26 protein-coding genes are annotated in these 25,095 nt (G+C 61.2%); 16 read left to right on the top strand and 10 right to left on the bottom strand.

Annotation, left to right across the window (positions count from 1 at the left end; genetic code table 11):
* Nucleotides 1-7: 7 nt before the first annotated feature.
* From NKH01_RS12810 to NKH01_RS12795, 4 genes are all read right to left on the bottom strand, one after another.
* Nucleotides 8-1,534 carry a type II and III secretion system protein family protein gene (locus tag NKH01_RS12810; RefSeq protein WP_023719534.1) on the bottom strand — a complete coding sequence of 509 codons (1,527 nt, stop codon included), beginning with the start codon at nt 1,532-1,534 and terminating at the stop codon, nt 8-10.
* Entirely contained in the window at nt 1,531-2,346 is an 816-nt protein-coding gene (gene cpaB / locus NKH01_RS12805) for a Flp pilus assembly protein CpaB (protein WP_023719535.1), read from the bottom strand. Before cpaB ends, NKH01_RS12810 begins: the two co-directional genes overlap by 4 nt.
* Before the next feature lie 191 nt (nt 2,347-2,537).
* On the bottom strand, nt 2,538-3,056 hold the full coding sequence (locus NKH01_RS12800; RefSeq protein WP_023719536.1) for an A24 family peptidase: 519 nt from the start codon (nt 3,054-3,056) through the stop codon (nt 2,538-2,540).
* A 149-nt stretch (nt 3,057-3,205) separates the two neighbouring features.
* Nucleotides 3,206-3,379, bottom strand: a complete 174-nt coding sequence (locus NKH01_RS12795) for a Flp family type IVb pilin (RefSeq protein WP_023719537.1) — start codon at nt 3,377-3,379, stop codon at nt 3,206-3,208.
* 345 nt (nt 3,380-3,724) lie between these two features.
* Between NKH01_RS12795 and NKH01_RS12790 the strand changes: the two genes are divergently transcribed.
* From NKH01_RS12790 to NKH01_RS12780, 3 genes are all read left to right on the top strand, one after another.
* Nucleotides 3,725-4,147, top strand: a complete 423-nt coding sequence (locus NKH01_RS12790; RefSeq protein WP_023719538.1) for a pilus assembly protein N-terminal domain-containing protein — start codon at nt 3,725-3,727, stop codon at nt 4,145-4,147.
* A 151-nt stretch (nt 4,148-4,298) separates the two neighbouring features.
* Nucleotides 4,299-4,859: a TadE/TadG family type IV pilus assembly protein gene (locus tag NKH01_RS12785; protein WP_031194173.1), complete on the top strand. Its 561-nt coding sequence runs from the start codon at nt 4,299-4,301 to the stop codon at nt 4,857-4,859.
* Nucleotides 4,860-4,889: 30 nt separating this feature from the next.
* The gene (locus tag NKH01_RS12780; RefSeq protein ID WP_023719540.1) at nt 4,890-5,510 is read left to right on the top strand and encodes a TadE/TadG family type IV pilus assembly protein; all 621 of its coding nucleotides are present in this window, start codon (nt 4,890-4,892) and stop codon (nt 5,508-5,510) included.
* 28 nt (nt 5,511-5,538) lie between these two features.
* Here NKH01_RS12780 and NKH01_RS12775 read toward each other — a convergent pair whose 3' ends face one another.
* Nucleotides 5,539-6,465 carry a phosphate/phosphite/phosphonate ABC transporter substrate-binding protein gene (locus NKH01_RS12775; protein ID WP_353020358.1) on the bottom strand — a complete coding sequence of 309 codons (927 nt, stop codon included), beginning with the start codon at nt 6,463-6,465 and terminating at the stop codon, nt 5,539-5,541.
* Nucleotides 6,466-6,624: 159 nt separating this feature from the next.
* Between NKH01_RS12775 and NKH01_RS12770 the strand changes: the two genes are divergently transcribed.
* From NKH01_RS12770 to NKH01_RS12730, 9 genes are all read left to right on the top strand, one after another.
* Nucleotides 6,625-7,866 carry a phosphopentomutase gene (locus NKH01_RS12770; RefSeq protein ID WP_353020357.1) on the top strand — a complete coding sequence of 414 codons (1,242 nt, stop codon included), beginning with the start codon at nt 6,625-6,627 and terminating at the stop codon, nt 7,864-7,866.
* On the top strand, nt 7,859-8,749 hold the full coding sequence (mutM, locus tag NKH01_RS12765; protein WP_023719543.1) for a bifunctional DNA-formamidopyrimidine glycosylase/DNA-(apurinic or apyrimidinic site) lyase: 891 nt from the start codon (nt 7,859-7,861) through the stop codon (nt 8,747-8,749). Before NKH01_RS12770 ends, mutM begins: the two co-directional genes overlap by 8 nt.
* A gap of 23 nt (nt 8,750-8,772) precedes the next feature.
* The gene (locus tag NKH01_RS12760; protein WP_023719544.1) at nt 8,773-9,546 is read left to right on the top strand and encodes an enoyl-CoA hydratase; all 774 of its coding nucleotides are present in this window, start codon (nt 8,773-8,775) and stop codon (nt 9,544-9,546) included.
* Nucleotides 9,547-9,706: 160 nt separating this feature from the next.
* On the top strand, nt 9,707-9,973 hold the full coding sequence (gene rpsT, locus NKH01_RS12755; protein WP_023676922.1) for a 30S ribosomal protein S20: 267 nt from the start codon (nt 9,707-9,709) through the stop codon (nt 9,971-9,973).
* Nucleotides 9,974-10,811: 838 nt separating this feature from the next.
* Nucleotides 10,812-12,359, top strand: a complete 1,548-nt coding sequence (dnaA, locus tag NKH01_RS12750) for a chromosomal replication initiator protein DnaA (RefSeq protein WP_031194174.1) — start codon at nt 10,812-10,814, stop codon at nt 12,357-12,359.
* A 199-nt stretch (nt 12,360-12,558) separates the two neighbouring features.
* Entirely contained in the window at nt 12,559-13,677 is a 1,119-nt protein-coding gene (gene dnaN, locus NKH01_RS12745) for a DNA polymerase III subunit beta (RefSeq protein WP_023719546.1), read from the top strand.
* A 25-nt stretch (nt 13,678-13,702) separates the two neighbouring features.
* The gene (gene recF, locus NKH01_RS12740; protein ID WP_352493777.1) at nt 13,703-14,851 is read left to right on the top strand and encodes a DNA replication/repair protein RecF; all 1,149 of its coding nucleotides are present in this window, start codon (nt 13,703-13,705) and stop codon (nt 14,849-14,851) included.
* A gap of 76 nt (nt 14,852-14,927) precedes the next feature.
* Nucleotides 14,928-15,689 carry a molybdopterin-synthase adenylyltransferase MoeB gene (locus tag NKH01_RS12735; RefSeq protein ID WP_352641448.1) on the top strand — a complete coding sequence of 254 codons (762 nt, stop codon included), beginning with the start codon at nt 14,928-14,930 and terminating at the stop codon, nt 15,687-15,689.
* On the top strand, nt 15,686-16,174 hold the full coding sequence (locus NKH01_RS12730; protein WP_352641446.1) for a GNAT family N-acetyltransferase: 489 nt from the start codon (nt 15,686-15,688) through the stop codon (nt 16,172-16,174). The genes NKH01_RS12735 and NKH01_RS12730 overlap by 4 nt, the downstream gene beginning before the upstream one ends.
* A 64-nt stretch (nt 16,175-16,238) precedes the next feature.
* On the opposite strand, the gene NKH01_RS12725 is transcribed toward NKH01_RS12730, so the two are convergent.
* A complete protein-coding gene (locus NKH01_RS12725) occupies nt 16,239-17,240 on the bottom strand; it encodes a 2-hydroxyacid dehydrogenase (RefSeq protein WP_352470076.1) in 1,002 nt (333 codons plus the stop codon).
* A gap of 157 nt (nt 17,241-17,397) precedes the next feature.
* Between NKH01_RS12725 and NKH01_RS12720 the strand changes: the two genes are divergently transcribed.
* Nucleotides 17,398-17,955 (top strand): SH3 domain-containing protein, encoded by a 558-nt coding sequence (locus NKH01_RS12720; protein ID WP_023719551.1) that lies wholly within the window; start codon nt 17,398-17,400, stop codon nt 17,953-17,955.
* Between the two features lie 82 nt (nt 17,956-18,037).
* On the opposite strand, the gene NKH01_RS12715 is transcribed toward NKH01_RS12720, so the two are convergent.
* Entirely contained in the window at nt 18,038-18,397 is a 360-nt protein-coding gene (locus NKH01_RS12715) for a DUF4260 domain-containing protein (RefSeq protein ID WP_023719552.1), read from the bottom strand.
* Nucleotides 18,398-18,408: 11 nt separating this feature from the next.
* The gene (gene irrA, locus NKH01_RS12710; RefSeq protein ID WP_023676913.1) at nt 18,409-18,840 is read right to left on the bottom strand and encodes an iron response transcriptional regulator IrrA; all 432 of its coding nucleotides are present in this window, start codon (nt 18,838-18,840) and stop codon (nt 18,409-18,411) included.
* A 240-nt stretch (nt 18,841-19,080) separates the two neighbouring features.
* On the opposite strand from irrA, the gene fabA reads away from it, so the two are divergent.
* The 3 genes from fabA to fabI all read left to right on the top strand — a co-directional run bounded on the left by fabA (nt 19,081) and on the right by fabI (nt 21,767).
* Complete coding sequence (fabA, locus tag NKH01_RS12705) at nt 19,081-19,599, top strand: 3-hydroxyacyl-[acyl-carrier-protein] dehydratase FabA (RefSeq protein ID WP_352483234.1); 519 nt, start codon at nt 19,081-19,083, stop codon at nt 19,597-19,599.
* 121 nt (nt 19,600-19,720) lie between these two features.
* Complete coding sequence (gene fabB / locus NKH01_RS12700; protein ID WP_353020356.1) at nt 19,721-20,941, top strand: beta-ketoacyl-ACP synthase I; 1,221 nt, start codon at nt 19,721-19,723, stop codon at nt 20,939-20,941.
* Between the two features lie 13 nt (nt 20,942-20,954).
* On the top strand, nt 20,955-21,767 hold the full coding sequence (gene fabI, locus NKH01_RS12695) for an enoyl-ACP reductase FabI (protein ID WP_023719555.1): 813 nt from the start codon (nt 20,955-20,957) through the stop codon (nt 21,765-21,767).
* Nucleotides 21,768-21,803: 36 nt separating this feature from the next.
* Here fabI and NKH01_RS12690 read toward each other — a convergent pair whose 3' ends face one another.
* Nucleotides 21,804-22,817: a class I SAM-dependent methyltransferase gene (locus NKH01_RS12690; protein WP_352483235.1), complete on the bottom strand. Its 1,014-nt coding sequence runs from the start codon at nt 22,815-22,817 to the stop codon at nt 21,804-21,806.
* Between the two features lie 104 nt (nt 22,818-22,921).
* Nucleotides 22,922-25,069, bottom strand: coding sequence for a polyribonucleotide nucleotidyltransferase (pnp, locus tag NKH01_RS12685; RefSeq protein ID WP_023719557.1), 2,148 nt, complete (start codon nt 25,067-25,069; stop codon nt 22,922-22,924).
* Nucleotides 25,070-25,095: the final 26 nt, after the last annotated feature.

The raw sequence follows: 25,095 nt of genomic DNA, 5'->3' as shown, positions 1-25,095 counted from the left end.
TCCCCGCTTACTTGTAGATGAAGCCGACAACGCCGTGATAACGGCCGTTGGGCTTGTCGGTCTGCATGGTGCCGTAGACGCGGTTGACGCGTCCAAGGAACATGGCGGCCCCGTCGCTGGCGGCGTTGAAATTGTCGTCAGGCTTGGCAAGGTCGTTGCGCGCCACCGGCTTCACCAGATAGGGCGTGATGATGATGACGAGCTCGGTCTCGTTGCGAACGAAATCCCTGCTGCGGAAGAGCGCGCCGAGCACTGGAATCTTTGTCAGGCCAGGCAAGCCGTTGACGGCTTGCCTGACATCGTCGCGGACGAGCCCGGCAATCATCATCGAGCCGCCCGAAGGCAGTTCCACCGTCGTGTCGGCCAAGCGTTTGCGAAGCGACAGGGCGTTCATGCCAAGGCTTTTTACGCCTTCGGAATAAGATACTGACCCTTCCGTTGTCGGCTCGGAGACCGACGTCCTGACTTTCAGGCTGATGCGGCCGGGAGACAGCACCACCGGCTGAAATTCCAGGCCAATACCATATTCGATCTTCTCGACTGAATAGGTTTTCAGACCTGTCTGGTTATCGTTGGAGACGGCTTCGGAAACGCCGGTCACCATGTTATATTCACCTCCGACCTTGAAGGTCGCCTTCTCGCCGGATACGGCCGTCAATGTTGGCTCGGCGAGAGTCTTCATGACGCCGGACTGTTCCATGGCGTTGATATAGGCCTGCAGCGTCGAGCTGCTGATAGAGAGGCCCGAGTTCGACAGCGACTTGCCTAAACCGGTGAAATTGTCGCTTAACGCGCTCCAGCTGATGCCGTTGCTGCTGCCGCTGCCGATCATGTTGACGCCGAGCTGCTTCATCACCGAGCGGCTGACTTCGGCAACCGTCACCTTGAGCGTCACCTGGTCGTCGCCGATAATCTGCAGCAGGTTGACGATCTTGCTGACCCGGCGCTCGGTGTCCGGATTGTTGATGTCGACGCCGGCATCGGCGGAGCCGCCGGCAGCGGTCTGCGAATATTGACCCGTGGTCGCTTCGCCGCCTGAGACGAAGATCTCCGCCAGGTCTTGCGCACGCTTGGCGTCCAGCGGAGTGTCAACGGTTCCGGTCAGAACGACATTGTCGTTCAGCAGTTCGACCTTGATCTCCGATGACGGGATGAAGCGCTTGATATAGTCCTCAAGCCCGGCAACATCGCGTTCGACCGCCAGATCAAGGCTGACGATCTGTTCGCCATTCGGGCCAAAGACGAAGATGTTGGTCTCGCCGACCGCCTTTCCGAATAGATAGATGCGCCTGGCGGTGCGGGTCACCGCATCGGCTACCGCGGGGTTGGCAACGAGAATATCGTAGGCATCGCTCGGCAGGTCGATGACCACCGATTTGTTGAGCCCGAGCTTCACTCGCTGGGTGGCCGTCGAGGCTGTGACCCTGGCATTGTTCGCCGCATGGGCATCGAGAGTGCCATACGCATTCGTTCCAAGGAGAAACAGGCCGATCGCCGCAGCCAAGGTGACCGGCAGTTTGGTTTTTAGCTTCATTTCCTCGCCCCCACTTCGGAAACTTCGCCCGACTTGATCAACCGCACCGTTCCGCGCCGACCATTGCCGGAAACCAGGTAGTCGGCCTCCCCCACATTCTTGTCCTGGCTGTCCTTGATTGAGCGCAGTGCCAATGTCAGGCGATCCGCCATCTGCTGAGCGACGGTGATGATCTCGGACTGCTGCGGCGTCAGTTCCAGGGTGGCGGTCTGGCCGACCCTGGTCTTCTTGCCTTCCTCATCCTCCTGAATGGTCTGGTCGATCGCCAGGACGCGAATGTTCTTGAGGATAGTCTCGGTCGTAAAGCCCGGACTACCGCCATTGGCGGTATCGGCTCTGCGGGTCATGATGACGTCGACGAAATCGTTGGGAAGAATAAAGCCACCGGCCGAAGTGTCGGCCGAGATGCTTGTTGCGACAGCCCGCATGCCGGAGGGCAGGATCGACGACATGAAGCTTTGCCCCTCACCGATCAATTTCGAGCGCCGCAACGGCTCACCGGCATACAGCGCCACGCGCGCGACGCCGCCCTTAAGCTTATCCAGCGCTTCAGGCTCGGCGGCGCGGGTGATGAAATTTGCGTTGATGCCGGCGGACGGCCATGACTCCCAGGAAATGTTGTTCTCTAGCGGACTGCCCATCGGAACATCGCCGGAAAGGACAAGCACGTCCTGCAGCGCGATCGCCGGCGCTTGGGGGCCGGAATCGACAACCGGAGGCGGCGGAGGCGCGACCATGTTCTTCGCGACATAGCCTGCACCTCCGGCCGCGGCTATCGCCACGCCTAGAATAATCAATCGGGATGCTGGCATCTGTCCGAACCTCGCCCTTGGCAAACCACCTGGCCAAGCCGGACTTTGCAGCGGCAATCGTCAAAACAAGGTTAATGTTATACTTACGATCGTGATTAATTTAACGTTTACATAAATTAGAGCGACCAAGCGCGGCCCGAAGGAAAGACGTCGCCAACTCGCCAGGCCCGGCGCAAACGGAGTAACGCAAATCAGCCCGCCAGCCTGGCGAGAGCCCAGGCCATCAATGGCGAGTCCGGATAGGTAAGCAGACCGCCAATGCCAAGCGCAATGCCGTACGGAACACCGGTCGCGTCATCGGCGAAATGGCGCAGGAACGGATTGTGGCTTGTGACGGCGGCAAGCAGCGATTTTCGATAGGCGAGAATGGCAAGCGTCAGCAAGCCGCCTATGAATGTCGAGGCGACGAGATATTCGATGAGATGGACATTCAGTCCCATCCACATGGCAGTGGCGGCCAGAAGCTTCGCGTCGCCGCCGCCCATGCCGCCAAGCGCGAACAGGCCGAACGTCACCGCGAGAACCAGGCCGGCGGCGGCGAAATGCCAGCCATAGGTGGCCCAATCCATGCCGGTCAAAGGCGCTACCAAGGCGAAGACAACCACAAGCAGCACAGGCACGCGATTGGCGATCGTCATCGACAGCATGTCGGAGATCGCGGCAAAAAGCATGCAGAACGGAAAGACGACGAAGATCACGGCTTCAAGCATGGACGCGCGCCTGTGGTCAAATTGTACCTGGCCTAACCTAGGCACATTCTATTAACGATTGATGAGACTTCAAAGTGTTTTGTTACTATAATGCAACAAGGGCCGCAACGGAGCGGCCCCTGTTCTTGAAAAGTGACTGGCCGCGTAGCTTAATTGACGCCGTTGACCTTGCTGGCGATCTTGTCGAACTTGGCGTTCAGCGCGTTGCCGAGCGAGCCGGCGCCAACCATGATGGCGAGCGCGATGAGGGCGGCGATCAGACCGTATTCGATAGCGGTCGCGCCGGATTCGTCCTTCACAAAACGTGCGATGAGGTTAGACATTCGAGCTCCTACTCCAATTGTTACAGCACTTCCGTCAACTTCTCTTGATGGCTGATCGGATGCTGCGAATGTAAGCGGAAGCTGTTTCGATCGGCTTAATAAACAGGCTTACCGATTCCTTTCCCGCTTCGATGACATTGCGTAGTTAACCCAGGACTAAAATACCGGCCACTGGGTCCACAGGCTAACAAAGGGCGCAAAAGGCGCAATTCGGCAAAGAGGTTTGAGCCGTGCCTGCTAGCCCAATGCCGGTTCCGGCTTAATCCTGAACTCCAGCCGCTTAACGGTTGGTTCACCAATCTCGTTCATGTTCTGTTGAACAGTTTGTTGCCGGGGAGCGCCTCAATGGCCGGGCCGAGATCGTCATTTCCAATTGCCGTGGTTCTTGCCGCAGCGGCTTTCGCCGTTCCAGCCAAGGCAGGCGCCGGCATCGAGGTCACGATGAACCAGGCAAAGATCGTCAAATTGTCGCGCGCCGCCGATACGATTGTCGTCGGCAATCCGGCGATCGCTGACGCCTCCGTGCAGGACGCATCGACGATCGTACTGACCGGCAAGGGATTTGGCGTCACCAATCTTGTCGTCCTCGATCAGGAGGGCAACCCGATCGTCGATGAGCAAATAACGGTCGTGCGCCAGGCAGCGTCGTCGGTGCGCATCTATCGGCGTGCCGAAGTACAGACCATGTCCTGCGCGCCATATTGCGAAAGCTCGTACAAGAGCGATGCCGAGAAGGCCTCTGAGGCCGAGATGAGCGCCGGGCATTAGCTAGCCGACTTCTCCACCCTTTGCGGGAACGCTTCGGTTATTGCCTGGTTAAGGCCTTTCCGCCGAATTTAACGGTCATTCCAACCGGACTTCAATCGGTTCCGACTAATGGTGGGATCCGATGCAGAACTGGAATCGGCGGGTAGAGGACATGAGCAAGGCAGGACGAGCAGGTTTTCCCGGAAGGTTTTTGGGCGACCGACGCGGAAGCACGGCGATCGAATTCGCCATGCTTGCAATTCCATTCGCGCTTCTTGTCTTCGCCATCCTGGAGAGCTGTATTTCATTTGCCGCACAAGAGGTGATGGCAAACGCCACAGACGACATCGCGCGCCAACTGCGTACCGGCCAATTAAGACCGGCCGATGTGTCCGGGACCAAGCTGCGGGATATGATCTGCACCAAGTTGGAGATCATGGTCGCCAAGACCTGTCCCGGATTGCTGGTGGATTTGCGCGAATATCCGACCTTCGCCGATGCGGCGCTGGCCGGTTTCAAGATCCAGGATGGCGACGTCGTGTTGACCAAGGGCACGAGCACACAGACCTTCACCGTCGCACCAGGCCTGGCAGAGTCGAGAAACATGCTGCGGGTTTTTTACAAATGGCCGGTGATGACCGACTTCATGGCCAAGTCGATGGCCAATCTGAAGGACGGCAAAACGCTGCATTTCGCTTCGATCACTTGGCAGAACGAGCCGTTCGACAACTGAACCACCTAGTCGCTTGAAAAGGGCAAAGCCATGATTCGTGCGGGGGCACAGCTGGGCATCGCAGAGATTTGTACAAGAGCAGTCCGGCTTTGCTCGGATCGCCGCGGTATTGCGGCTGTCGAGTTTGCCCTCATCGTGCCTGTCCTGTTGATCATGTACTTTATGACCATGGAAGCCTCGCAAGCCATCGAGACCAGCAAGAAGGTCAGCCGCATCGGCAGCATGGTAGCGGACCTTGTCACGCAGCAGCAGACCATCAAGGCGGCCGATCTCGATGCCATCATCGCGATCGGCAGTTCCACGCTTCAGCCCTATAATCGTTCGAAACCGAAGATCATCATTACGGCGATACAGGTCACGGACGAGACGACGCCGAAAGTCTTGGTCGTGTGGTCGCGCAAAGTAGTCGATGGTGTCTCTAGCGTCGACGCCATCAAGGATTCCGCCACAACGGTCCCGAGCGCGCTCAAGATCAAAGGCACTTTCCTCATTCGGGTCGAAAGCGATCTCGCCTACAAGCCAATCATCACCTGGTCGGCGGATGGCCAAAGCCGGTTCGGGTTGAGCTCGGCCTTCAATTCGATATCGATGGCGGAAACTTATTATCTACGGCCGCGAAGGAGCCCGACCATTCCGTGCAGCGATTGCTGACGCCTGAAGCCCGCTAACCGGGCTGTAGCTATTGCTTGCGACCGCGGGCCGAGACCAGGTGCACGATGGCCGCAGCCAGCACATAATCCCTCGGACCGGCAACGGCGAACCCGCCGGAGTGTCTCGGCTCCAGAAGATCGTAAATGTCCGGCGCGGCTGATCTGAGATTGGTGAGAAAGACGGTGAGCCGGCGCTTGGCTTCGGGGTCCAGATCGCTGCGGACGGCGTGCGGACCATACCTCAGCAGGCCTGAGGTCCATACGACCTGAAGCGACGATTTCGAGAGCCCTGCGGCCTCGAGCCTCGCCACCGTGCCGCCAGGAGGATTTGGCCGTCCCTCTGCCACAGCCGGGATCCAGCCGAATATGGCATCGGCCTCGCCCTCGACCAGCATTGCTTCAGTTGCGGCAGCCGAATTGGCGTGGGTCAAAAACGGCGCATCTTCCGCCACGTTGACCCCGTCTGCAGCCAGCCCGGCAAGCGGCAACAAAGCACCACCGACGCTGTCGAAAGGCGCCATGACGACCCGATGGACTGCCATGGCCATCAGATCGGGAACCCTCCCGTCGCGCGTCAGCAGTACGGAGCGGATGCCGATGGCACCGCCGGAATCGAGCGGCGCCGCGAGAGGTTCGACACATCCGCACCGTTCGGAGGCGGCGGCGTAGGCGGTTGCCGAATAGATTGCATATTCGATCCGCGCATTGGCCTGCGCCTCGATCAACGACGTATAGTCGCGGGCAACGACAAACTCCACCTTCATGCCGAGCGCTTTGGTACAGGCGTCGGTCAGCAGCGCCAGACCTGGAACGGTGTTGCCGGCGCCAGGCTCGGCGACGATACCGATACGGAACGTTCCGATATCATCGCGCCAATCGGCACGCGCCAGGTTCGCGCAAGATGCATCCAGCAGCAAGGCCAGTACGGCAGCGAATGCTTTCAGGGCAGGCCTCATGCGAGCTCCATGCCGCGCATTTCGATCGGCAGATCGACCATGCCGCGATTCGTTTCTCCCGGACCAGCACGCCAAGCCGTGCCGTTCGGGTTTCCGAATTGCCAACGGCAGCGCGGAACCCTATGTCTGAGTCAACACCCAGGCAATGATGAACCTTTGATGGCACGCGCCTCCCTTTTTGTCCTTGACTCCTTCGGCATCGGCGGCGCGGCCGATGCCGAACGCTATGGCGACACTGGCTCCAACACGTTCGCACACATCGCGCAGGCCTGCGCGGAAGGCCGCGCCGATCGCGAAGACCTGCGTGGCGGACCGCTTCTTGTACCAAACATGCTATCGCTCGGCCTCGGCCATGCCGCGGCAACGGCGACGGGTTTCAGGTTCGAGAATGGCGGCAGCGTCGAGTTTGCCGCCGCCTTTCACGGCGCGGCACAGGAGGTTTCGAGCGGCAAGGACACGCCATCGGGCCATTGGGAAATAGCCGGCCTGCCGGTCCGTTTCGACTGGGGTTACTTCCCCGACACGATTCCCGCCTTTCCAGCCGAGTTGACCGAAGCAATGGTGCGTGAAGGGAAGGTGCCCGGCATTCTCGGCAATTGTCATGCCCCCGGCACCGAGATCATCGAACGGTTCGGCGAAGACCATATCCGCACCGGCAAGCCGATTTGCTACACCTCGGTCGACTCCGTCCTGCAGATCGCCGCGCATGAGGTTCATTTCGGCCTGGAACGGCTTTACGACTTCTGCAAGATAGTGCGCGGGCTGGTCGATCCGCTGAATATCGGGCGCGTCATCGCACGACCGTTTATCGGTGAAACCGCCGCCACGTTCGCGCGAACGCATAATCGTCGCGACTATGCCGTACCGCCGCCGGAACCGACGCTGCTCGACCGGCTGACGGCGCGCGGCAGCCGGGTTATCGCAATCGGCAAGATCGGCGACATCTTCGCCCATCGGGGGATCTCGGAAGTCCGCAAGGCTGCCGGCAACATGGCGATGTTCGACAAAGCGCTTGGCGCCATGGAAGATGCCCGCGACGGCGACTTCGTCTTCGCGAACTTTGTCGACTTTGATACCGAGTTCGGACATCGGCGCGACGTCGCGGGGTATGCCGCCGCACTCGAAGCTTTCGACCGGCGCCTGCCGGAGGCATTCGCGCGGCTGAGGCCAGGCGATCTGCTCATTTTGACCGCCGATCACGGCAACGATCCGACGTGGCGCGGCACCGACCACACACGCGAGCGTATTCCGGTTATCGGCACACGGCCGGGTTTCAAAGGCGCGGACATTGGACTGAGGACGACATTTGCCGACATCGGCGAAACCGTGGCCGAACATCTCGGGCTGGCGCCCGGCCCATACGGCACCTCCTTCCATGCCACGATAAGCGGCCATGCCTGAGCTGCCGGAGGTCGAGACAGTCAGGCGCGGTCTGCAGCCGGTCCTTGAAGGTGCCCGCATCGTCGGTGTCGAGGCACGCCGGCCCGATTTGCGGTTTCCATTCCCCGAGAGATTTTCGGAGCGGCTGACCGGCAAGACGATTGCAGCGCTCGGCCGCCGCGCCAAATATCTGACGATGCACCTGGACAATGGCCCGGTGCTGATCTGCCATCTCGGCATGTCGGGTTCGTTTCGCGTCGAAACGGCCGACGAGAGTGCAACACCCGGCGCGTTCCACTATGAACGTTCGAAAAACACCGCTCACGATCACGTCGTCTTCGACATCACATCACCTGCCGGCGTCCGCTCTCGCGTGATCTTCAACGACCCGCGCCGCTTCGGGTTCATGCTGTTTTCGGAAGACGAGCCAGACATGCATCCGATGCTGGCGGGATTAGGTGTCGAGCCTACAGGCAATGCACTGGACGGCGCTCTGCTCGCTTCGCTGCTGAAAGGTCGCAAGTCACCGCTGAAGGCGGCACTTCTCGACCAACGGCTGATCGCCGGGCTAGGCAATATCTACGTCTCGGAAGCGCTTTGGCGGGCCGGCCTGTCACCGCTGCGCAAAGCGGGCACGCTCGCGAGAGCCGGCAAGAAAGCCAGAGAACAGAGCGAACGCCTGGCCGAAGCAATCCGCTCGGTCGTCGCCGACGCGATCGCCGCCGGCGGCTCGTCGTTGCGCGATTATATGCAGACCGATGGATCGCTGGGCTACTTCCAGCATTCCTTCGCGGTTTATGATCGCGAGGGCGAGGCCTGCTCCAAGCCTGGTTGTGGCGGGCACATCGAGCGTATCGTGCAAAGCGGTCGCTCAACCTTCCACTGCCGGACCTGTCAGGCTTGAAACACAAGCGAGGAGGAGCAAGCATGGGCTATGAAACCATCATCGTCGAGACCCGCGGCAAGGTCGGGCTGATTACGCTGAACCGGCCGCAAGCGCTCAATGCGCTGAATTCACAAGTGCTGGCGGAACTGGTTGCGTCGGTGAACAGCATGGGCGCAAATGCCGACATCGGCGCTATGGTCATCACTGGTTCGGAAAAGGCTTTCGCCGCAGGTGCCGATATCAAGGAAATGCAGTCGATCTCCTATGTGGATGCCTATCTGCAGGATTTCTTCGTCGGCTGGGAAGAATTTACGCGGGCACGAAAGCCGATCATCGCGGCGGTGGCGGGCTACGCTCTGGGCGGCGGCTGCGAACTGGCGATGATGTGCGATTTCATCATCGCCGCCGATACCGCCAAGTTTGGCCAACCCGAGATCACGCTGGGTGTCATGCCCGGCATGGGCGGATCGCAGCGCCTGACCCGCTTCGTCGGCAAGTCGAAGGCGATGGATATGTGCCTGACGGGGCGAATGATGGACGCAGCCGAGGCCGAGCGTTCCGGCCTGGTCTCGCGCGTCGTGCCAGCCGGCGAGTTGATCGAGGAAGCGCTTAAGGCAGCGGCCAAGATCGCCGGTTTTTCCTTGCCATCGGTGATGATGGCGAAGGAGGCCGTCAACCGCGCCTATGAGACGACGCTCACCGAGGGCCTGCGGTTCGAGCGCCGGCTGTTTCATTCGCTGTTTGCGCTGGACGACCAGAAGGAAGGCATGGCGGCCTTCACCGGCAAGCGGAAGCCGAATTTCACGAACCGATGAGATGACGAAGGCACCGGCCAAAAAGAAAGCGCCGCAGCGTTGACGCGCCGGAAAAGCTGAACTATAAGCCGCACCAACCGAGGCGGCCCTGTGGCTGCCCGTTTGTTTTTTGCGCCCCGCGGTATCCCGCAAGCGCCCACCAGATCAGAAGAGAGGCACCATGGCCAATACCTCCTCGGCCAAAAAGGCAACGCGCAAGATCGCCCGTCGCGCAGCGATCAACAAGAACCGTCGCTCCCGCGTCCGGACCTACATCCGCCAGGTCGAAGAGGCGCTCGCGGCTGGCGACAAGGCGGCCGCACAGGCTGCCTTCAAGGTGGCCGAGCCGGAATTGATGCGGGCCGCGACCAAGGGCGTGGTGCACAAGAACACTGCATCGCGCAAGGTGTCGCGGCTGGCCCAACGGGTCAAGGTGCTGTCGGCCTAATATACCTTTTCCTGAACTGCGCTTCTTCAAACCCGGCCGATCGCGCCGGGTTTTTTCGTTTGCCGGCAAGTACTTAAAAGAAAGCCCGCAAAACGGCGCTCCGCGTGCATTTCAAAGTTCGAAATGCTTTGCCGGCATATACATGCCCGCTGATATTCGCAGCCTTCGAACCCGCCAATGCGAAAATTTCCGAGCGTCACAGATTACCGTTTCTTTTCAGCAGTTTACAGATGGTGATCCACAGCTTGTTCACATCGGCTGCGGTCGATAGGCGACAATTGGCTGTCAAGTGAATTATTTCAGAAAATTTCGCGTTGTGTGGCCTTTTTCATATTCGCCGGAAAAGGGTTTGAATCACAATGGCTTTGTCAAAATCAACTGTTGCGGCATGGCGTCCGAACCGTCCCTTGCTAGTCAGATTCCTTAAAAATCCGTTAGGGGTGGCCTTGCCCTATCCACAGCGATTTCGGTAATGTCTGTCCATCGAAGGGACGGGCCCTTGGCCCTTGACCAGCCTGAAACCGGCCAGCTCAAATTGGCAGAGTTTACAACGCGGATTCAACTCCGCGGACGGGGTTGGTTTGTCTTTTTGATACGGTAGGGGACTGGCGTAATTGTACATGGCAGGTCGACGGTGCGCCGGCGTTTTTCGCCGGACGGCATTTTATTGCCCTGACATGACCAAGGCGGATCGGCACTTCGGCGCCGGACCGATAACGAGGCGATTCATCAGCCGGCGGTGGCGATGGTGTCGCAGCGAAGACACGGTCGCCGGAAACATGGATGCAGGAGGCGCATCCCCGGCGGAAAACAGGTACAAGAGACAAGGAACTCGATCATGCAGAGCGGCGGCATCGAAAGGGAGCTTACGGGCGACCTCCCATTTCCTGGAACGTTAATCGGAAGGAACGACATGGCGGCTTCCAATGAAGCTGAACAGAAGTTCGATCGGGTCAAGGCCCAGCTGAAGGCGCGTCTGGGAACCGAGGTCTATTCGAGCTGGTTCGGGCGCATGAAGGTCGCTGAATCCTCCAAGGGCATTGTCCGCATCTCGGTGCCAACCGCATTCCTGCGTTCATGGATCAACGGCCACTATCTCGATCTCATCGCCGAGTTGTGGAAGCACGAGGATCCGGAGATCCTCAAGATCGAGATCGTCGTTCGCACCGCCACACGCCAGGGCCGCAACAGCGTCGAGCCGGAAGTGGCCCCGGCACGCAAGATGACCAGGCAGACGCAAACCGCTCTCTCTGCGGGCACGGCGAGCCCCAGCAGGGTCGAGCGGGTCCCGGCACCCCGCCCAGGAATGCCGGCAGAGACAGAGTTCCGGCACAATGTGCTCGGTTCGCCGCTCGATCCACGCTACACTTTCACCTCCTTCATCGAGGGACCATCGAACCGAGTGGCTTTTGCCGCTGCCAAGGCGGTCGCGGAATCACAGTCGAGCGCGGTGCGCTTCAATCCGCTCTTTCTTCACGCGACGGTTGGGCTGGGCAAGACGCATCTGTTGCAGGCGATCGCCGCAGAATCGCTGAAGCAGAACCCGAAATCGCGGGTCGTCTATCTGACGGCTGAATATTTCATGTGGCGGTTCGCCACCGCGATTCGCGACAACAACGCACTGACGCTGAAAGAACAGCTTCGCGACATCGACCTTCTCATCATCGACGACATGCAGTTCCTGCAGGGCAAGTCGATCCAGCATGAATTCTGCCATTTGATCAACATGCTGCTCGACAGCGCCAAGCAAGTGGTGGTCGCTGCCGACCGGCCGCCGTCGGAATTGGAGTCGCTGGAGCCGCGCGTCCGCTCGCGCCTCAACGGCGGCGTCGCGCTGGAAATGTCGGCCCCGGATTTCGCCATGCGCATCGGTATGCTCAAGCTCAGGCTTGCCACCGCCAAGCTCGACGATGTGTCGCTCGATATTTCCGAAGAGATCCTCAATCACGTTGCCCGCACGGTGACCGGCAGCGGGCGCGAGCTCGAAGGTGCCTTCAACCAGCTTTTGTTTCGCCAATCCTTCGAACCGCAGATCACCATCGACCGCATCGACGAGATCCTTGGCCACATCTATCGTTCCGGCGAGCCGAAGCGGGTGCGTATCGAGGACATTCAGCGCATCGTCGCACGCCATTACAACGTGTCGAAGACTGAACTTCTGTCCAACCGGCGCACACGCACCATCGTCAAGCCACGGCAGGTCGCCATGTACCTGTCGAAGGTGATGACGCCGCGCTCGCTGCCGGAGATCGGGCGGCGTTTCGGCGGCCGTGACCATACGACGGTGCTGCATGCCGTGCGCAAGATCGAGGATCTTTCAGGCGTCGACAACACACTGGCGCAGGAACTCGAATTGCTGAGAAGGCTGATCAACGACCAGGCCTGACGGCGCGAAAAACGCCGACTCGCGGACTTCGGCCTTTTTATCCCCAGAAAGCCCGTGCAGCCGGCCCGAACCGGTGGCGCGGGCTTGCGTTTGCCGGGTTTTTCCTGTCAGTTTACGCAGATTCTGAGCCTGTTCAGACCTTTCGCGGGGCGCCGCTTGCCGGAGACCCGTTCATTCATTCAAGCGAGCCTGTTTCGTCATGCGTGTTATCCTGGAACGGTCAAATCTCCTGAAGTCGCTCAACCATGTTCACCGCGTGGTCGAGCGGCGCAACACCATTCCGATCCTGTCGAACGTGCTGCTCAGCGCCGAGGGGGCCAGCCTTGAAATGAAGGCGACCGACCTCGACCTGGAGGTGACCGAAGCAACGCCGGCAAAGGTCGAGCGTGGCGGGGCGACGACGGTTCCGGCGCATCTGCTCTACGACATCGTGCGCAAGCTTGCCGACGGCGCGGAGGTGGCGCTGAAGACCGACGAAGACGGCAACGCCATGACGGTGACGTCGGGGCGCTCGAGCTTCCGCCTGCAGTGCCTGCCGCAGTCCGACTTTCCCGAGCTTTCAGCCGGGTCGTTCTCGCATATTTTCCGGCTCGATTCCCTCGGGCTAAAGGGCCTCATCGAGAAGACCCAGTTCGCCATCTCGACCGAGGAGACGCGCTATTATCTGAACGGCATCTATCTGCACACGCACGAGGCTGGCGGCAAGCTGAAGCTGCGCTCGGTCGCGACCGACGGCCATCGGCTGGCGCGCGCCGAGATCGACGCACCAGCGGGCTCCGAGGGCATGCCTGGCGTCATCATCCCGCGAAAGACGGTCAGCGAGTTGCAGAAGCTGGTCGACGACCCCGACATTGCGGTGACCACCGAGCTGTCGGACACCAAGATCCGTTTCACCATCGGCAGCGTCATCTTGACCTCCAAGCTGATCGACGGCACTTTCCCGGACTACCAGCGCGTCATTCCGACCGGCAACGACAAGAAGCTGATCATCGATCGTCAGAGTTTCGCCGCTGCCGTCGATCGCGTTTCGACCATTTCGTCCGAACGCGGCCGGGCTGTAAAGCTTTCGATCGCCGAAGGCCAGGTCACGCTTGCAGTCAACAATCCGGATTCAGGCAGCGCCACCGAAGAACTGGCAGCCGACTATTCGTCCGATCCGATCGAAATCGGCTTCAACGCCAAATACCTGCTCGACGTTGCCGCGCAACTGACCGGCACGGAGGCGAAGTTCATGCTGGCGGATGCCGGATCCCCGACACTGATCCACGACATGGCCGACGAGACCGCGCTCTACGTGTTGATGCCGATGCGGGTGTAGGGCCCGAACGAGGCCATCTGCTGTCGTGACCAGATTTGCAAACCCACGGCAGACTTACATAAGTAAGCTTACACTTACGAATTTCCGCAATTATGCGGCGTTGGCAATCGACCTTGATCCCGGCGCTGTGGTTTTCTCCGGCGACAATGGCGCCGGCAAGACCAATCTGCTTGAAGCGATCTCGCTGCTCACGCCAGGCCGCGGCCTGCGCCGCGCACCCTATGCCGAGGTGGCGCGCGAAGGCGGCGACGGTGGCTTTGCGCTGCATGCCCGGCTTGACGGGCCGGACGGCCAGGTCGAGATCGGTACCGGGATTGCAGGCAGCGACAGCGAAGGCGGCAGGCGGGTGCGGATCAACGGCGCGGCGGCGCGCTCAGCCGAAGACATGCTGGAATGGCTGCGCGTGGTCTGGCTGACACCGGCCATGGACGGCCTGTTCCCCGGGCCAGCCGCCGACCGTCGGCGCTTCCTCGACCGACTGGTGCTGGCGATCGACCCCGGCCACGGCCAGCGCGCGCTTGACTACGAAAAGGCAATGCGCGGCCGCAACAGGCTGCTCGCCGACGGTTCGCGCGACGGTGCCTGGTTCGATGCCATCGAGATGCAAATGGCGGAGACCGGCGTGGCAATTGCCGCGGCGCGTGCCGAACTGGTGCGCCTGCTCGCCGCCATGATCGACCGTCTGCCCGGCGACGGACCGTTTCCGCAAGCCGACATCGGCATCTCGGGGGAACTGGAAGGCGAAGTCGGCATTTCGCCGGCCGTCGACGTCGAGGAACGGTTCCGTCGTGCGCTTGCCCAAGGGCGCGACCGTGACCGCACCGCCGGACGCACGCTCGACGGCCCGCACCGTTCCGATCTCGTGGTGCGCCACCGGCCCAAGGCAATGCCGGCCGAACTCTGCTCGACCGGCGAGCAGAAGGCGCTGCTGGTCGGCATTGTCTTGTCGCATGCACGGCTAACCGGCGAGATGTCGGGCATGACGCCGATCCTGCTGCTCGACGAGATCGCCGCCCACCTCGACGGCGGCCGGCGCGCGGCCTTGTTCTCGATCCTGGAGGAACTGAACTGCCAGGCTTTCATGACCGGGACCGATGCCGCGTTGTTTGACAGCCTCAAGGGACGCGCGCAGTTCCTGACCGTCGATCACGGCAAGGTCAGGCCGACCATCTGAACTTCGTCCATGACGCATTTCTGAGCCGCATGCATTGACGCCTGACAAGTTTTTTCCTCCGTTATATGGTCCGGCGATGATCACAGCCGCCCTCACCGACGAAGAGCTCGAACGCTACGCCCGCCACATCGTGCTGCCCGAAATCGGCGGCGCCGGCCAGCAGCGGCTAAAGCGGGCGCGGGTGCTGGTCATCGGCGCCGGCGGGTTGGGAGCGCCGGTGCTCGAATATCTCGCCGCCGCAGGGATTGGCACACTCGGTATCGTCGACGACGACATCGTTTCGCTTTCCAACCTGCAACGACAAGTGATCCACGCCACGGGCGATGTCGGCATGGCGAAAACCGACAGCGCCAAGGCGGCGATCATCCGCATCAATCCAAACGTCGTCGTGGAAGAGCACAATTTCAGGCTGACCGCGGACAACGCCCCTGCCCTCATCGCCGATTATGACATCGTCGTTGACGGCTCCGACAATTTCGAGACGCGCTACGCCGTGGCCGACGCCTGCGCCGCCGAAAGCCGGCCGCTCGTCCATGCCGCCGTTGGCCGCTTCGACGGCTCGGTGACGGTGCTGAAGCCGTTCGAAACCGGTCCGGACGGCACGTTGAACCCAAGCTACCGCGATCTTTTTCCCGAAGCGCCGCCGCCGGGGCTGGTGCCGTCCTGCGCGGTGGCCGGCATTGTCGGTGCGCTGACGGGGGTCATCGGCACGCTGCAAGCCATGGAAGCGATCAAGCTGATCACCGGGATTGGCGAGCCGCTGGTCGGGCGACTGCTGCTCTACGATGCACTGGCGGCACGCTTCGACACGATCCGCTACAAGCGGACTCACCGGTGAGCCTGCCTGCCGACGTTTCCATTGTGCAGCTTGCGGCCGATTTCGACCGTTGGGACGAGGTCTTGGCACTGGTCATGCGCGCCTTCGCCTTCATGGAAGGCGTTATTGATCCGCCGTCCTCGGCGCATCGGCTCACTGTCGAAAATCTTAGGGCTAGAGCGCTGGAGGAGACTGGATTCCTGGCGCTGAAGGAAAACGAGATCGTCGGTTGCGTCTTCGTCGTGAAGCGCGCAGACGACCTCTATATTGGAAAGCTCGCGGTTGTGCCGACTCTTCAGGGCCAAGGCATCGGAAAGCGGCTGATGCAGGCTGTCGAAGATCTTGCCCGTAGCCACAACCGGGCCGCCATCGAGCTCCAGACCCGGGTCGAACTGACCGGAAACCACACTGCCTTCGCCCGACTCGGCTTTCGCGAAACCGAACGGACAGCGCACAAGGGCTACGACCGGCCGACCTCAATCACCATGCGCAAGGTGCTTTCGTAAGCCAACACTATCCAAAGACGAACGAGTGGCTGCCGCGGCAAGGCCATGCCGGCATGATGGCAGGTCACGCCCGCAGCGGCAGCACGCGGTCGGGCGGACGATGGCCATCGAAGAAGGCGCGGATGTTGATGATCACCTTCTCACCCATATCGATGCGGCCTTCGAGCGTCGCCGAGCCCATATGCGGCAACAGCACGACCTTGCCTTTGTGGGCGAGCTTCAGAAGCTTGCTGTTCAGCGCCGGCTCGTGCTCGTAGACGTCGAGGCCGGCGCCGGCGATCTTGCCGTCATGGATGAGCTTGACCAGCGATTCCTCATCGATGATATCGCCGCGCGCGGTGTTGACTATGTAAGCGGACGGTTGCAGAAGCGCCAGCCGCCGCGCCGAAAGCAGGTGGAAGGTTGCCGGTGTCGATGGGCAATTGACCGAGATAATGTCCATACGGGCAAGCATCTGGTCGAGGCTTTCCCAATATGTGGCTTCCAACTCGTCCTCGATTGCCGGCAGCACGCGGTGGCGGTTGTGGTAGTGGATCGAGAGGCCAAAGGCCTTGGCGCGCCTGGCGACGGCGGTGCCGATGCGACCCATGCCGACAATGCCGAGCCGTTTGCCCCAGATGCGACGGCCGAGCATCCAGGTCGGCGACCAGCCCGCCCATTTCTTGTCCCCGGTCAGCACGTTGGCGCCTTCGGCCAGCCGTCGCGGCACGGCCAGCATCAGCGCCATGGTCATGTCGGCCGTATCTTCGGTCAGCACGTTCGGCGTGTTGGTGACGGTGATGCCTTTCTTGGCCGCTGCCGCAACGTCGATCTTGTCGACGCCATTGCCGAAATTGGCGATCAGCTTGAGGTTGTCGCCGGCTTGGGCAATCAGCGCCGCGTCGATATTATCGGTCACGGTCGGCACCAGCACGTCAGCCTCCTTGACCGCCGCCACCAGTTCCGGCTGCGTCATCGGCCTGTCCTCGACATTCAACCGGGCGTCGAACAACTCGCGCATGCGGGTCTCGACCGGGTCGGGCAACTTGCGCGTGATGACGACGAGGGGCTTCTTTTTGCCTGCCATTGTTTCCTCGAACCCGATCTCGTTGAGACCTCTTTAACCAAGAACGGCGAAACTGAGAGCCGATCGCGGTACCGGTCATCCATGTAACAAGTGGTTCCGCCGAAGACAAAGAAAAAGGGGCGCGAAGGCCGATGGGCCGGCGCCGAAAGGAACGAAAGTGTCTGGTTTCGCGTCGCTCCGCCTGACCCTCAGTGCAGCATTCCTCGGCGCTCTCATCCATAGCCCACTGGTGATGGCGCAAAGTGCCGCGGCCCCCGCCCAGAGCGTCACGCTCGGACCAAGCGGCTTGCCGCTGCCGCGCTTCGTCAGCCTGAAATCCGGCCGCGTCAACTCGCGCGTCGGGCCGGGCGTCAACTATTCCGTCGATTGGATGTACATGAAACCAGGCCTGCCGATGGAGATCATCCAGGAGTTCGATACATGGCGCCGCGTGCGCGATGCCGACGGCTCGGAAGGCTGGATCAATCAGTCGCTGCTTTCGGGCCGCCGCACGGCGATCGTCGCCCCCTGGCAGCGCGGCAAGGACGCCCGCATCAACCTCCTCGACGACCCGGCAAAAGATGCAAGCGTCATCGCGATCCTCGAACCGGGGGTGATGGGCACGATCAAGTCCTGCGATGGCCAATGGTGCGAAATGACCTTCGACGGCCATACCGGCTGGCTCGCCCAGTCGCTCGTCTGGGGCGCCTATCCCGGCGAAAAGGTCAAGAACTGACGCTTCCGAACCGGAGGTCAGGCCAGCGCTGCAAGCACCGGATCCGGCATTTTGTTTCGCTGTTCTTCAATTCGGGGATGATCTAGCCGCCGATGCGGCCGAGATGGGTATCCTGGAAACTGCTCGACAGCTTCAAGCCATAGCCCAGGGCGCGGTCGATGGCGATGTGGGCGATCCAGATCAGCGCAACGGATGTCGCCAATGCATTGTCAAAGACGCTGCCGAAAAGCGCCAGCAGAACGGGCAAGACCAGTATGTGCAAGGTGTTGTAGGCGACGGCCCCGACGCGCGGCCCGGCCATGTAACCCAGGATCGACAGGTCGGGCGCCAGAACGAGCACTGCAAATAGCCACCAGGAAGCACCGGCCATTGCATAGAAGACAAGAGCCGCCACCGCGACGGCGACCCATTCGAGCCGGAGCGTCAAATCCAGGAAATTCATAAGGCGCCCGGTCAGTCGCAGCGTTTCGGACGCAGTCTCACCACGATATCGACATTGGCGATCTCCATGCCTTCCGGCGGTTCCGGCAGGTTGGAAACCGTCACCGGGCCGCTGTCGATATCGAAGATCCTGTTTTCGCCCTCGATATAGAAATGATGGTGATCGGAGGTGTTGGTGTCGAAATAGGTCTTCGATCCCTCGACGGCAAGGATGCGCAAAAGGCCAGCCTGGGTGAACTGGTGCAGAGCATTGTAGACGGTGGCCAGAGACACCGGCACGCCGGCGGCAAGCGCTTCCTCGTGCAGTTCCTCGGCCGAAAGGTGGCGGTCGCCCTTGGCGAAAAGCAGATCGGCCAGCGCGATACGCTGGCGTGTCGGCCTCAGACCGGCTTCGCGAACCCGCTTGTCCACAGCGACATTATCCTTCCGGCAACCCAGATCCATCTATCCGTCGCGCCCACAGTTCCGTCTCAGACACGTCCAAAATGGCAGAAATAGAGCATCTGCCGAAATTGGACGTGTCCTGACATATATTCTGTCGGCCGAATGCGATCAATAGCGCGCATTGACCCGGGCAGACGGGCAGGTTAAGCGCAAACGCCGGTTTCCGGCCTGAAACAGATTGTGTTAGGAAACCACCAGCATGGGCGCCTATCGCCCGGGACGATCACGGGGACGAGATTGATGGCGGGTTCGAAATCCAGCTACGGTTACGAGGAATTGCTTGCCTGCGCCCGCGGCGAGCTGTTCGGACCGGGAAATGCGCAACTGCCCTATCCGCCGATGCTGATGTTCGACCGCATCACCGAGATCAGCGAAACCGGCGGTGCGTTCGACAAGGGTTTCATCCGCGCAGAATTCGATATCAAGCCGGATTTGTGGTTTTTCGCCTGCCATTTCATCGGCAATCCGATCATGCCGGGATGCCTGGGCCTGGACGCCATGTGGCAGTTGACGGGTTTCTACCTTGGATGGCTCGGCGAACCAGGCAAGGGAATGGCGCTGTCGACAGGTGAGGTGAGATTCAAAGGCATGGTCACGCCTTCGGTCAAGAAGGTGGAGTATGGCGTCGACTTCAAGCGAGTGATGCGCGGTCGGCTTGTGCTTGGCATCGCCGATGGCTGGCTGAAGGCAGATGGCGAGCCCATATATGCGGCAACGGATCTGAAGGTCGGTCTGTCCAAGCAATCGGCCGCCGGCTGAGCGAAGACCAACAGTGCCACGTCTTGGACATCTAAAGGACGCTGTAGCACTTTAATTTGCGCATGGTTCCGTTCCGGAAACTTAATCAGGTTTCGGAGGTCCGTGCTGGAAGGAGTTGCGAATGAGACGGGTCGTAGTCACAGGTCTCGGCATCGTGTCGTCGATCGGCAACAATGCCAACGAGGTGCAGGCCTCCTTGCATGATGCCAGGTCCGGCATCAGCTTTTCCGACTCTTTCGCCGAGCATGGCTTCCGTTGCCGGGTGTGGGGAGCGCCGACGCTGGATCCGTCGGGAATGATCGACCGTCGCGCCATGCGCTTCCTGTCGCAAGGTGCTGCTTGGAACCATGTCGCGATGGACCAGGCGATCGCAGACGCCGGCCTCGACGAGACCGACATCACCAACGAGCGCACCGGCATCGTAATGGGCTCCGGCGGACCGTCGACCCGTGCAATCGTCGAAGCGGCCGAGACGACGATCAAAAACGGCAGCCCCAAGCGGATCGGCCCGTTCGCGGTGCCAAAAGCGATGTCGTCGACCGCTTCAGCGACGCTTGCCACTTGGTTCAAGATCCACGGCGTCAACTATTCGATCTCATCGGCCTGCTCGACGTCAGCGCATTGCATCGGCAATGGCTACGAGCTGATCCAGTGGGGGAAGCAGGACATCGTCTTCGCCGGCGGTCATGAGGATCTCGACTGGACGATGTCGGATCTGTTCGATGCCATGGGCGCCATGTCGTCCAAGTTCAACGACAGGGCATCAGTCGCCTCGCGCGCCTACGACGTCGATCGCGACGGTTTCGTCATTGCCGGCGGCGCCGGCGTGCTGATTCTTGAAGAGCTCGAACATGCCAAGGCACGCGGCGCCAAGATCTATGCCGAGATCGTCGGCTATGGCGCCACCTCCGACGGCTACGACATGGTGGCGCCGTCGGGCGAAGGCGCGGCTCGCTGCATGAAGCAGGCGCTCGCAACGGTGTCCTCGCCGGTCGACTATATCAATACGCACGGCACTTCGACGCCGGTCGGCGACTCCAAGGAAATGGGCGCCATCCGCGAGGTGTTCGGCGAGAAGATGCCTTTCATCACGTCGACCAAATCGCTGACCGGTCATTCGCTGGGTGCGGCCGGCGTGCAGGAATCGATCTACTCGATCCTGATGATGCAAGGCGGCTTTATCGGCGAGAGCGCCCACATTGAAAACCTCGATCCGGAATTCGAAGGCATGCCGATCGTGCGCAAGCGCATCGACGAAGCCAGGATCGACACCGTTTTGTCCAATTCGTTCGGTTTCGGTGGCACCAACGCTACGCTGATTTTCCAGCGCTATTCCGCATAAGGATTTGCCGACCATGGACGGATTGATGAAGGGCAAGCGCGGGCTTGTCATGGGCGTCGCCAACGATCATTCGATCGCCTGGGGCATCGCCCGCAAACTGTCCGAACATGGCGCGGATCTCGCCTTCACCTATCAGGGTGAGGCCTTCGGGCGCCGCGTCAAGCCGCTCGCCGAGAAACTGGGCGCATCGCTGGTGGTGCCTTGCGACGTCGAGGACAGCGCATCGGTCGCCGCGACTTTCGAGACTTTGGGCAAGGCGTGGGGCGGGCTGGATTTCGTCGTCCATGCCATCGGCTTTTCCGACAAGAACGAGCTGAAAGGCCTCTACGCCGACACCAGCCGCGACAACTTCATCCGCACCATGGTGATCTCCTGCTACTCCTTCACCGAGGTCGCCCGTCACGCCGCCACGTTGATGAAGGATAGCGGTTCGATGATCACGCTGACCTATGCCGGTTCGGTCCGCGTCATGCCGAACTACAACGTCATGGGCGTCGCCAAGGCCGGGCTGGAGGCCAGCGTCCGCTATCTAGCCAACGACTACGGCCCGCGCGGCATCAGGGTGAACGGCATATCGGCTGGACCGGTGCGGACGCTTGCCGGCGCCGGGATTTCCGACGCACGCCACATGTTCTCCTACCAGCAGCGCAACTCGCCGCTACGCCGCACGGTGACAATCGACGAAGTCGGCGGCTCAGCGCTCTATCTGCTGTCCGATCTGTCCTCCGGCGTCACCGGCGAAATCCACTATGTCGATTCCGGCTATCACATCGTGTCCATGCCGACGCTTGACGAGTTGAAGCAGACCGACGGCGGGCGGGAATAGCGCGAGCGACGTGTCGCCGGCTTGCCCCGCAGCGTTTCAGCGTCGCGCCGAGAAGACCTTGAACATGCCGTCGCGGGCGAGCTCCGCATGGCTGGAGAAGGCGGCCGCCAGCACCGGTTCGTAGGGAAGCTGACGGTTCGCCACCATGAACAGCCGGCCGCCCGGCTTCAGCGCCTTGCCTGCCGCGCGGATCATGCCGGCACCGATTTCGGGCTCAGTCGCCCGGCTGCGGTGAAAGGGCGGGTTCATGGCGATCACATCGTAGCGGTGCTCGACCGGCTCGCTCAAAAGATCTATCCAGAAGAAACGTGGCTCCAGGCCTGTGTTGCCGACATTGACCTTCGCCGCCTCCAGCGCCTCGAAATCCGCTTCGTAAAGGTCAAGCGCCGATATGCCGGGTGAGCGGGCGGCGACTTCGGCGGCGACATAGCCCCAACCGGCACAGAAATCCGCAACGCTGCCACGCAGATCGTTGGGCAGATTTTCGACCAGCAGCTTCGATCCGGCATCGATCTTGTCGAACGAAAACATGCCTGGGGCCGTGCGGAAGCGGTCCTCGACCACCAAGTCCGGATTGGCGGCGCGAAGCGTTGCCGCGGCAACGGTATCGGCCGGCCGGCGAAACCAGAAGGCAATGCCGTGATGCTTCGGCAGGTGGCCTTCGGGCGGCACAAGGGCGCCGACATGCTTGCGCAGGCTGGCGATACCATCGTCCTTACCGCCGGCGACGACGATCAACCCGCCTGATGCCACGTGCTCGATCGCTTCTGCGACGCGCAACTCGTTTTGTCCGCGATGGCGGCCAGCGAGCACTAGCGCCGCGTCGAAAGCCTTGCCTTCCACTTGCGGCGTGACGGTGAAGCCGGACGCCTGCAAGGCGCGAAAATGCGGCCTGAAGCCTTGGACGAGATGAAGCTTGGCATCGAAGCCTTCGAGCAAGCGAAAGCCGGGCTCGGCACCGAGAAAAAGAATACGTTCATCCTTTCGCGGCAGGGAAACGGTCCCGGCCTCGAAAGGATGGAAAAGCGTCTTCAGCGGCTCGGCGGACATTCACCACTCTTGAACTGCAAGGCTGTTGTTGAAATGCAAACGGGCGCGACCTTCCGGCGCGCCCGCTTCGATTGCTTTATGCGTTCGACGGAACGCAACCCCGCTTAGGCGGCGTTTTCTTCGCCTTCGCTCTTCTTATCGCGGGCGATTTCCTTGCCGGTGGCCTGGTCGACGACCTTCATCGACAGGCGGACCTTGCCGCGCTCGTCGAAGCCCATCAGCTTGACCCAGACCTTGTCGCCTTCCTTGACCACATCGGAGGTCTTGGCGACGCGATCATTGGCGAGCTGCGAGATGTGGACGAGGCCGTCACGCGGACCGAAGAAGTTGACGAAAGCGCCGAAGTCGGCGGTCTTGACGACCGTGCCTTCGTAGATTTCACCGACTTCCGGCTCGGCGACGATGGTGTGGATCCACTTCTTCGCCGCCTCGATTTCCTTGGCGTTGGCCGAAGCGATCTTGACCGTGCCGTCATCCTCGATGTTGATCTTGGCGCCGGTCTTTTCGACGATCTCGCGGATGACCTTGCCGCCCGAGCCGATCACGTCGCGGATCTTGTCGGTCGGGATGTGCATGACCTCGATGCGCGGCGCGAACTCGCCGAGCTCGGCACGCGCGCCGGACAGCGCATGGGCCATTTCGCCGAGAATGTGCTGACGGCCATCCTTGGCCTGGTCGAGGGCGATCTTCATGATCTCCTCGGTGATGCCCTCGATCTTGATGTCCATCTGCAGCGAGGTGATGCCGTAGGCGGTGCCGGCAACCTTGAAATCCATGTCGCCGAGGTGGTCCTCGTCGCCGAGGATATCGGAGAGCACGGCGAAGCGCTCGCCTTCCTTGATCAGGCCCATCGCAATGCCGGCGACCGGCTTGGCCAGCGGCACACCGGCATCCATCAGCGCCAGCGAGGTGCCGCAGACGGTAGCCATCGAGGACGAGCCGTTGGACTCGGTGATCTCCGAAACGACGCGCAACGTATAGGGGAACTGATCGGCGGTCGGCAGCATCGGCCGGATGGCGCGCCAGGCGAGCTTGCCGTGGCCGATTTCGCGGCGGCCGGGCGAACCCATACGGCCCGTTTCACCGACCGAATAGGGAGGGAAATTGTAGTGCAGGAGGAACTTCTCCTTGTACATGCCGGTCAGCGAATCGACATACTGCTCGTCCTCGCCGGTGCCGAGCGTGGCGACGACCAGCGCCTGGGTCTCGCCGCGAGTGAACAGCGCCGAGCCGTGTGTGCGCGGCAGGACGCCGACTTCCGAGACGATCTTGCGGACCGTCTTCAGGTCGCGGCCGTCGATGCGCGAGCCGGTGTCGAGGATGTTCCAGCGCACGACCTTGGCCTGGAGTTCCTTGAACACGGTGCCGATCTGTTCGGACGTGTATTTGGCCTCTTCGCCTTCTGCCGGCGCAAACGCGGCCTTGACCTTCGCCTTGACGGCGTCGACGGCGGCATAGCGCTTCTGCTTGTCGGTGATCTTGTAGGCATCGCGAAGCTCGCCTTCGACGATCTTGAGCATCTCGGCTTCAAGCGCGGAATAGTCCGGCGCGGTGAAATCGCGCGGGTCCTTGGCGGCGACTTCGGCCAGCTTGATGATCGCGTCGATCACCGGCTGGAAGCCCCTGTGGCCGAACATGACGGCGCCGAGCATCAGATCCTCGCCGAGTTCCTTGGCTTCGGACTCGACCATCAGCACGGCGTCGGCGGTGCCGGCGACGACCAGGTCGAGCTTCGATTCCTGCATCTCGTCGACATGCGGGTTGAGCACGTATTCGCCGTTAATGTAGCCAACGCGGGCGCCACCAACCGGGCCCATGAACGGCACGCCGGACAAGGTCAGTGCGGCGGAGGTGGCGACGATCGACAGGATGTCCGGATCATTTTCGAGATCGTGCTGGACGACGGTGACAACGATCTGGGTGTCGTTCTTGTAGCCTTCGGCGAAGAGCGGGCGGATCGGGCGGTCAATCAGGCGGGAAACCAGCGTTTCCTTCTCGCTCGGACGGCCTTCACGCTTGAAATAGCCACCCGGGATCTTGCCGGCGGCGTAAGTCTTTTCCTGGTAGTTGACCGTCAGGGGAAAGAAATCGAGGCCGGGCTTCGGCTCTTTCATCGAGACGACGGTGGCGAGAACCTTGGTTTCGCCATAGGTGGCCAGCACCGCGCCGTCAGCCTGACGTGCGATCTTGCCGGTTTCGAGAATGAGCGGACGGCCGCCCCATTCGATTTCCACTTTGTGGTAATTGAACATATCTTGTCCTTCGTATGCGGAAAGGG

The organism is Mesorhizobium sp. M1403, assembly GCF_040317695.1.
GTDB lineage: Bacteria > Pseudomonadota > Alphaproteobacteria > Rhizobiales > Rhizobiaceae > Mesorhizobium.
The sequence above is the reverse complement of the archived record's forward strand: the minus strand, read 5'-3'. Positions and strand labels throughout refer to the sequence as shown.

Coding starts and splice junctions, on each gene's coding strand:
- NKH01_RS12760 (WP_023719544.1), top strand. CDS start 8,773: ATGGGCTATGAAACCATCATCGTCGAGACCCGCGGCAAGGTCGGGCTG.
- fabI (WP_023719555.1), top strand. CDS start 20,955: ATGGACGGATTGATGAAGGGCAAGCGCGGGCTTGTCATGGGCGTCGCC.
- rpsT (WP_023676922.1), top strand. CDS start 9,707: ATGGCCAATACCTCCTCGGCCAAAAAGGCAACGCGCAAGATCGCCCGT.
- NKH01_RS12690 (WP_352483235.1), bottom strand. CDS start 22,817: ATGTCCGCCGAGCCGCTGAAGACGCTTTTCCATCCTTTCGAGGCCGGG.
- NKH01_RS12780 (WP_023719540.1), top strand. CDS start 4,890: ATGATTCGTGCGGGGGCACAGCTGGGCATCGCAGAGATTTGTACAAGA.
- NKH01_RS12810 (WP_023719534.1), bottom strand. CDS start 1,534: ATGAAGCTAAAAACCAAACTGCCGGTCACCTTGGCTGCGGCGATCGGC.
- NKH01_RS12795 (WP_023719537.1), bottom strand. CDS start 3,379: ATGTCTAACCTCATCGCACGTTTTGTGAAGGACGAATCCGGCGCGACC.
- dnaN (WP_023719546.1), top strand. CDS start 12,559: ATGCGTGTTATCCTGGAACGGTCAAATCTCCTGAAGTCGCTCAACCAT.
- cpaB (WP_023719535.1), bottom strand. CDS start 2,346: ATGCCAGCATCCCGATTGATTATTCTAGGCGTGGCGATAGCCGCGGCC.
- fabB (WP_353020356.1), top strand. CDS start 19,721: ATGAGACGGGTCGTAGTCACAGGTCTCGGCATCGTGTCGTCGATCGGC.
- irrA (WP_023676913.1), bottom strand. CDS start 18,840: ATGGATCTGGGTTGCCGGAAGGATAATGTCGCTGTGGACAAGCGGGTT.
- mutM (WP_023719543.1), top strand. CDS start 7,859: ATGCCTGAGCTGCCGGAGGTCGAGACAGTCAGGCGCGGTCTGCAGCCG.
- pnp (WP_023719557.1), bottom strand. CDS start 25,069: ATGTTCAATTACCACAAAGTGGAAATCGAATGGGGCGGCCGTCCGCTC.
- dnaA (WP_031194174.1), top strand. CDS start 10,812: ATGCAGAGCGGCGGCATCGAAAGGGAGCTTACGGGCGACCTCCCATTT.
- NKH01_RS12775 (WP_353020358.1), bottom strand. CDS start 6,465: ATGAGGCCTGCCCTGAAAGCATTCGCTGCCGTACTGGCCTTGCTGCTG.
- NKH01_RS12735 (WP_352641448.1), top strand. CDS start 14,928: ATGATCACAGCCGCCCTCACCGACGAAGAGCTCGAACGCTACGCCCGC.
- fabA (WP_352483234.1), top strand. CDS start 19,081: ATGGCGGGTTCGAAATCCAGCTACGGTTACGAGGAATTGCTTGCCTGC.
- NKH01_RS12770 (WP_353020357.1), top strand. CDS start 6,625: ATGGCACGCGCCTCCCTTTTTGTCCTTGACTCCTTCGGCATCGGCGGC.
- NKH01_RS12800 (WP_023719536.1), bottom strand. CDS start 3,056: ATGCTTGAAGCCGTGATCTTCGTCGTCTTTCCGTTCTGCATGCTTTTT.
- NKH01_RS12715 (WP_023719552.1), bottom strand. CDS start 18,397: ATGAATTTCCTGGATTTGACGCTCCGGCTCGAATGGGTCGCCGTCGCG.
- NKH01_RS12725 (WP_352470076.1), bottom strand. CDS start 17,240: ATGGCAGGCAAAAAGAAGCCCCTCGTCGTCATCACGCGCAAGTTGCCC.
- NKH01_RS12785 (WP_031194173.1), top strand. CDS start 4,299: ATGAGCAAGGCAGGACGAGCAGGTTTTCCCGGAAGGTTTTTGGGCGAC.
- NKH01_RS12790 (WP_023719538.1), top strand. CDS start 3,725: ATGGCCGGGCCGAGATCGTCATTTCCAATTGCCGTGGTTCTTGCCGCA.